General features: G+C 66.6%; 6 protein-coding genes. All 6 read left to right on the forward strand.

Annotated elements, in window-relative coordinates; genetic code table 11:
* The first annotated feature begins 6 nt into the window (after nt 1–6).
* The 6 genes from GGQ98_RS07285 to xth all read left to right on the forward strand — a co-directional run bounded on the left by GGQ98_RS07285 (nt 7) and on the right by xth (nt 6,464).
* A complete protein-coding gene (locus GGQ98_RS07285; RefSeq protein WP_243451747.1) occupies nt 7–2,769 on the forward strand; it encodes a bifunctional [glutamine synthetase] adenylyltransferase/[glutamine synthetase]-adenylyl-L-tyrosine phosphorylase in 2,763 nt (920 codons plus the stop codon).
* A complete protein-coding gene (locus GGQ98_RS07290; protein WP_184067304.1) occupies nt 2,769–3,230 on the forward strand; it encodes a peroxiredoxin in 462 nt (153 codons plus the stop codon). Before GGQ98_RS07285 ends, GGQ98_RS07290 begins: the two co-directional genes overlap by 1 nt.
* The gene (locus GGQ98_RS07295; protein WP_184067283.1) at nt 3,223–4,020 is read left to right on the forward strand and encodes a ferritin-like domain-containing protein; all 798 of its coding nucleotides are present in this window, start codon (nt 3,223–3,225) and stop codon (nt 4,018–4,020) included. Before GGQ98_RS07290 ends, GGQ98_RS07295 begins: the two co-directional genes overlap by 8 nt.
* A 106-nt stretch (nt 4,021–4,126) precedes the next feature.
* Entirely contained in the window at nt 4,127–5,269 is a 1,143-nt protein-coding gene (locus GGQ98_RS07300; RefSeq protein WP_341534157.1) for a M23 family metallopeptidase, read from the forward strand.
* 63 nt (nt 5,270–5,332) lie between these two features.
* Entirely contained in the window at nt 5,333–5,662 is a 330-nt protein-coding gene (gene erpA, locus GGQ98_RS07305; protein WP_184067289.1) for an iron-sulfur cluster insertion protein ErpA, read from the forward strand.
* A 31-nt stretch (nt 5,663–5,693) separates the two neighbouring features.
* A complete protein-coding gene (gene xth, locus GGQ98_RS07310; protein ID WP_184067292.1) occupies nt 5,694–6,464 on the forward strand; it encodes an exodeoxyribonuclease III in 771 nt (256 codons plus the stop codon).
* Nucleotides 6,465–6,663 lie beyond the last annotated feature (199 nt).

The following is a 6,663-nucleotide window of genomic DNA, read 5'->3' on the forward strand; positions in this document are numbered from 1 at the left end:
CTCTCCTTGGCGGAGAAAACGCCAGCGCTGCCGGCCGAACTTGCACGTATCCTCGCTGACGCGGCGGTTGCCGCCGCACCGCAGGATGTGGACGCCTGCGCGCGCGCATGGACCCACTCTCCGTATCTGCGGGGGCTGATGCGCCGCGAGGAGGACATCCTCCTGCGTTACCTGGCGGACGGCCCCGAACCGCTAATGGAGACGGCGCTGGCGCTGCTCGCCGGTCCTGCCGACGGGGCGGCCATGCGCGAGGCGAAGCGGATCGCGGCTATCGCCATTGCGCTCGCCGACATCTCGGGCCGCTGGCCGCTCGAAAAGGTGACGGCGGCGCTTTCGGACCTTGCCGACCGCGCCATCGACCGCGCGATCCGCATCGCCGTCGACGAGCGCATGTCCGGCGCCGGGCCGGACGGCTTCACCGCCATCGCGCTCGGCAAGCTCGGCAGCCGCGAGCTGAACTATTCGAGCGATGTCGATCTGATCCTGCTCTACGACCGCGACCGGCTTGCGCTGCGCGAGGGCGACGACCCTGACAATACCGCCGTCCGCATCGCCCGCCGCATGGTGGAGCTGATGCAGGCGCGCGATTCGGGCGGCTATGTGTTCCGCGTCGATCTGCGCCTGCGTCCGGCCTCCGAAGTGACACCGATCGCCATGCCGATCCGGGGTGCGGAGGCCTATTACCAGTCCGAGGCGCTGGCGTGGGAGCGCGCGGCGTTCATCCGCGCGCGCGCTGTCGGCGGCGACATGAAGATGGGCGAGGATTTCCTCGCCGCGATCGAGCCCTTCGTCTGGCGCCGCTCGCTCGATTACACGGCGGTGCGCGACATCCAGGACATGTCGCTGATGATCCGCGATCACTACGATGAACGTCAGGATGTCGGCCCGGGCTATTGCCTGAAGCGCGGGCGCGGCGGCATTCGCGAGGTGGAGTTCTTCGCGCAGATCCACCAGCTGATCTTCGGCGGGCGCGACTGGACGCTGCGCCAGCCCGCGACGCTCGATGCGCTTGCGGCGCTGGTCGCGGCGGAGCGCATCAAGACGGAGGAGGCCGAAACGCTCGCCGCCGCCTACCGCCTGCTGCGCACGGCCGAACATCGCCTGCAGATGCTGGAGGATGCGCAGACGCACCAGATCCCCACGCGCGCGCCCGAACGCAAGGATCTGGCGCTGCTTTCGGGTTTTCGTGACTGGGCGGCGATGGAGCGGGACATCAAGCGCCACGCAGCGGCCGTGGGCCGTATCTACGATGCGCTGATCGCCGAGGCGGAGGTGGACCGGCTGCCCCGCCAGCCCGCCCAGCTCAAGGCCGCGCTCAAGACGGCGGGGATCGGTCCGCACGCCGATCTTGCCGATCTCATCGCTCGCTGGCGCGACCGCAGCTACCGCGCGCTGCGCAGCGATGCGGCGCAGCGCGAGCTGGAAAGCGCGTTGCCCGGCCTCGTCGCCGCGTTCGCCGAGGCTGGAACCGGACGCGAGGCGCTGCTGCGTTTCGATGACTTCCTCGGCGCGCTGCCGTCTTCGATCCAGTTCTTCGCGCTCATCGAGGCGAACCCCCGCGTGGCGCTGCTGCTCGCACGCGTTCTGGAACTGGCGCCGGTGCTTGCGGGCAAGCTCGCGCGGCGGCCCGAAATCGTCGACATCATGCTGTCGAACGAGGCGTTCGCGCCGCTGCCGTGCGCCGAAGACCTCACCGACATGCTGCGCGCGCGGCTGCGCCGCCACGGCGCGCTCGAACTGAAGCTCGACGAGGTGCGGCGCTTCGTGGCGGAGCGGCGTTTCCAGCTCGGCGTGCAGATCATCGAGGGCGGCGCAGACCCGATTCGCGTCGGCCGCGATCATGCCAAGCTCGCCGACGCCGCAATCGCCGTGCTCGCCGATGCGGTGCAGGCCGAGTTCGCCGAAACGCACGGGCGCGTGCCCGGCGGGCGTCTGCTGGTGCTCGGCTTCGGGCGCTACGGCGGCGCGGTCCTCACCGAAAAGTCCGATCTCGATCTCGTGTTCCTGTTCAGCGGTCATCACGAAGCGATGTCGGACGGCGGCAAGCCGCTGCCCGCCACGACATGGTTCAACCGCCTCGGCCAGCGGCTGACGGGCGCGCTGACCGTCAGCACGGCGGCGGGGCCGCTGTTCGAGGTGGATACGCGCCTGCGCCCGTCCGGCCAGCAGGGGCTGCTCGCGGTCAATATCGATACGTTCGCGCGCTATCAGCGGGAGGAGGCGTGGAGCTGGGAGCATATGGCGCTCACCCGCGCGCGCGTCGTTTACGGGACAGACGAAGACCGCGCCGCCGTTTCGGGCGGCATTTCCGCTGCGCTGATGAAGCCGCGCGATACGGAGCGCTTCAAGGCAGAGGTGCTGGAAATGCGCGGCGACATGGTGAAAGCGCATTCGGGCGGCGGCCTGTGGGATGTGAAGCACGCGGCTGGCGGACTCATCGACCTGGAATTCATCGTGCACTTCCTCCAGCTTTCCCGCCGCGAGGGCTTTGATCCCGATCTCGGCGCGGCGACGGCGCATTTCGTGAATGCGGGCGTGCTCGCCGGAGATGTCCTCGCGGCCCATGAGCTGATGACGCGTCTGCTCGTCGTCATGCGGCTTATCGAAGGGGACGAGCCCCAGAAACAGCCGGCGTCGGCGAAGGCGATGCTGGCGGCCGCCACGGGCATGGCCGATTTCGACACATTGAAAGCCGCGCTGGAAGACGCCAAAAGGGCGGTTCTTGCCGCCTGGGAAGCGGTTTTCGAGGTCAAACGAAAGGCACGATGATGACGAAGCCGGGATCGAAGGCACCGGCCTTCACGCTCGACAGCGAGGAGGGCGCGCTGTCGCTGAAGGATTTCGCGGGCAAGAAGCTCGTGCTCTATTTCTATCCCAAGGACGACACATCCGGCTGCACGCGCGAGGCGATCGATTTTACCGGGCTGCTGCCCGAATTCGCCAAGGCCGACACCGAAGTGATCGGCGTTTCCAAGGATACCGTCGCCAAGCACGGGAAATTCCGCGCCAAGCATGATCTGGGCGTGAAGCTCGGGTCCGATCCGGACGCGACCGCGATCGAGGCGTACGGCGTATGGGTCGAAAAAACGCTCTACGGCCGCAAATACATGGGCATCGAGCGCGCCACCTTCCTGATCGGCCGCGATGGCAAGATCGCGGAAGTCTGGCACAAGGTGAAGGTGCCCGGCCACGCCGAAGCCGTTCTGAAGGCGGCGCAGGCGCTTGGCTGACGCGATCGGTGCGGCCGCCGCCGCCGTTCTGCTGACGGCGGACCCCACTGAAAAGGCCCGGCTTTCAAGGCACTACGCGGCGCGCTGGCGTGCAGGCGAGGTCGCCGCCGTCTACGATGCGGCGATGCCGGAGCGCCCGGCCCGGCCTCCGCGCCCGGAATTGCTGCCGCCCTCGCAGATGCCGAAGCGCGGCAGGGCGGGCTCGGAGCGCAGCCGGATCGCGCTGCTGCACGCGCTCGCGCACATCGAGTTCAACGCCATCGACCTCGCCTGGGATGCGGCGGGGCGGTTCGGCGGGGCCATGCCGCGCGCCTTCACCGACGACTGGGTGGCGGTGGCGGACGATGAGGCGCGGCACTTCGGGCTGCTCGCCGATCGGCTCTCCGACCTCGGTGCCGCCTACGGCGATCTGCCCGCGCACGACGGGCTGTGGGAGGCTGCGATGGCGACCGCGGACGACCTGCTCGCACGGCTCGCCGTGGTGCCGCAGGTGCTCGAAGCGCGCGGCCTCGACGTGACCCCGGCGACCGAAGCGCGGCTGCGCGCGGCGGGCGATACGCTCAGCGCCGACATCCTGAACACCATATATCACGATGAAATTATTCACGTTTCGGTAGGAAACCGCTGGTTCCGGCACCTTTGCGATGGCTTGCGAATCGGGCCGGAACAAACGTTCAAAACCCTTGTCGGTTCCCGATTCAAAGGTGCGCTCAAACGCCCGTTCAACGACTCGGCGCGAATCGAGGCCGGACTGACCCCGGCATTTTATGATTCACTTGCAAGCGCTTAGGCGGCTTGTCACCTAACGCTCCGGGCTCAGAGGGCATGGGTCCAAACACGAGTTAGACGAATCTATTGCGCGGACGCGCGTTCGCGCAGTGCGGGGGTCTCATTTGGTGCTGGAAATCAACAAGGTCGCATCCCAGGTTCGGGACAAGGTCGCAAAGCGGCTGCCCGAGCGGGAATTTCTTCATTACAAGCGCGATGTCGGCATGCAGGTGTACCGCCTGACGACGCGCGTGCAGGTCATGGGCCTTGCCGGCCTTGCCGCGCTGTTCACCTACACTGCGGTGGCCACGAGCGCGATGATCGGCAGCAGCTCGGTCGAAGCCACGGCGGAGAGTGAAGTCACCACCATGCGCGCTGAACTCGCCGCTCTGCGTCAGGGCGTTGCGAAAACGACCGCCCGCGTCGAGCAGCGCCAGCAGTTTCTCGCTCAACTCGTTTCCGGCAAGGCGGATCCGGCGCAGCTTGGCGCGCTGATGCCCGCACTTGCCCCTGCAGCGGCCGTGGCCGGCTCAGCGGTTCTGAAACCGCTTGCCGAACTGGACCGCGCACAGCTTGCGCTGGCAGATCATGCCCGCACGGCGGCCGACGCCCGCTTCGAGACATCGAGCGCGCTCATTCGTCGTCTGGGACTTCAGCCGGCGCGTTTTCTCAAGCAGTCGACATTCGGCATGGGTGGACCCGAGGAGACGGCAGACTCGCCGCTCACGGGCGCAGAGCCGCAGTTCAAGGCGCTGTTCGCCAGCTGGCAGAAGCTCGATCTGCTCGAAAAGGGCATGAGCGCGATCCCGTCGCTGAAGCCGGTGAAGTCCTATACCTACACGTCGGGCTACGGCGTCCGCTATGATCCGTTCTCGGGCGACACCGCAATGCACAAGGGTGTCGATCTCGCAGGCCCGGTCGGCGAACCGATCCACGCGGCGGCGGACGGCGTCGTCGTTGATTCGCGGTATCATCCGGGTGGTTACGGCAAATATGTCGAAATCGATCACGGCGCGGGCATCGTGACGCGCTACGGCCACATGTCGCGTCTCGACGTGAAGAAGGGCGACCGCGTCGCCCGCGGCGAACAGATCGGCGGCATGGGCTCGACAGGGCGCTCCACCGGCAGCCACCTTCACTACGAAGTGCTGATCGACGGCCGCCAGGTGAACCCGATGCCGTTCCTCGAAGCCGGCGACCGGGTGCTCGCCGCGCAGCAGAGCGCAGGCGCCATCGCGGTCGGCGGGCCTGCGGAACCGGCCGGCCACTAATCGTTTCCCGCGACGCACCCACGCGTCATTGAATCGCGTCCTGCAAGCGCCTATCTATAGGCCATGAGCGCACTCCACCTCACCGAATCCGCTGCCGCGCGTGTCGCGGCCATTGCCGTCCGTCAGGGCGGCGTGCCTGCAATCCTTCGGCTTTCGGTCGATGGCGGCGGCTGTGCGGGCTTCCAGTATCGCTTCGGCCTGGAAACCGCGATCGCGCCTGATGATCTCACCACCGAAACGGCGGGCGTGAAGCTCGTTGTCGATCCGGTCAGCCTCGACCTTCTGGAAGGGTCCGAAGTGGATTTCGTCGAAAGCCTCGGCGGCGCATCGTTTCAGGTGCGCAATCCCAACGCGGCTTCGGGCTGCGGCTGCGGGACATCCTTCTCGGTTTGACCGCATGCGCGTGACGGGTTAGCCGTCAGCCATGCGTATCGCCACCTTCAACGTAAACGGAATCGCCGCGCGGCTGCCGCGCCTGCTCGAATGGCTGGAAAGCCGGAAGCCAGACGTCGCCTGCCTGCAGGAAATCAAGTGCATCGACGAGCGCTTTCCCGCGTCCGATATCGAGGCTGCGGGCTATCACGTGCTCGTCCACGGCCAGAAGGGCTTCAACGGCGTCGCCATCCTTAGCCGCGAACCGGCGATCGAGATGCAGCGCGGCCTCCCCGGCGACGAGACGGACGAGCAGGCGCGCTATCTCGAAGCCGAAGTGAACGGTGTTCGCATCGCGTCCATCTATCTGCCCAACGGCAACCCGCAGCCGGGACCGAAGTTCGATTACAAGCTCGGCTGGATGAAGCGGCTGGAGGCGCGCGCGGCGATGCTGCGCGAGTCCGAAACGCTCACGGTGCTCGCGGGAGACTATAATGTCGCGCCCGAAGACCGCGACGTGTTCAGCATCAAGGCGATGGAAAACGACGCGCTCGTGCAGCCCGAATCGCGCGCCGCGCTCCGCCGCATCGTCAATCAGGGCTGGACGGAGGCGCTGCGCAGCGTCCACCCGTCAGACGATCATCTCTACACGTTCTGGGATTATCAGGCCGGATGCTGGCCGCGAAACGCGGGCCTTCGGATCGACCACTTCCTGCTCTGCCCGCGCGCTGCCGACCGGCTGACGAACGCCACCGTGGACCGCGAGGCGCGGGGGCTGGAAAAGGCCTCGGATCACGCGCCGGTGTGGATCGATATCGATTGAGCCTATGGGGTGCGTTCAGTCAGAAGATGACATGAAACAGCACTAAATCTTTGTGGGTGCATCGTTTTCTGCGAAAAACCGGTTCCCGCTTTTCCCCACGCACCCTAGGAGCTGTCTGCATTCACAGGATTCCCTTTGAGTTGGAGTTCTGATTCAAGGTCGTGGAAGGAGACGAACCTTGAGCAGACGGGTTTTGACG

Source organism: Sphingosinicella soli (genome assembly GCF_014199685.1).
In the GTDB taxonomy this organism is placed as follows: domain Bacteria; phylum Pseudomonadota; class Alphaproteobacteria; order Sphingomonadales; family Sphingomonadaceae; genus Sphingosinicella; species Sphingosinicella soli.

What these genes read in the sequence shown, in the direction of transcription:
- erpA (WP_184067289.1), top strand. Translation starts at nt 5,333, where the DNA reads ATGAGCGCACTCCACCTCACCGAATCCGCTGCCGCGCGTGTCGCGGCC.
- xth (WP_184067292.1), top strand. Translation starts at nt 5,694, where the DNA reads ATGCGTATCGCCACCTTCAACGTAAACGGAATCGCCGCGCGGCTGCCG.
- GGQ98_RS07290 (WP_184067304.1), top strand. Translation starts at nt 2,769, where the DNA reads ATGACGAAGCCGGGATCGAAGGCACCGGCCTTCACGCTCGACAGCGAG.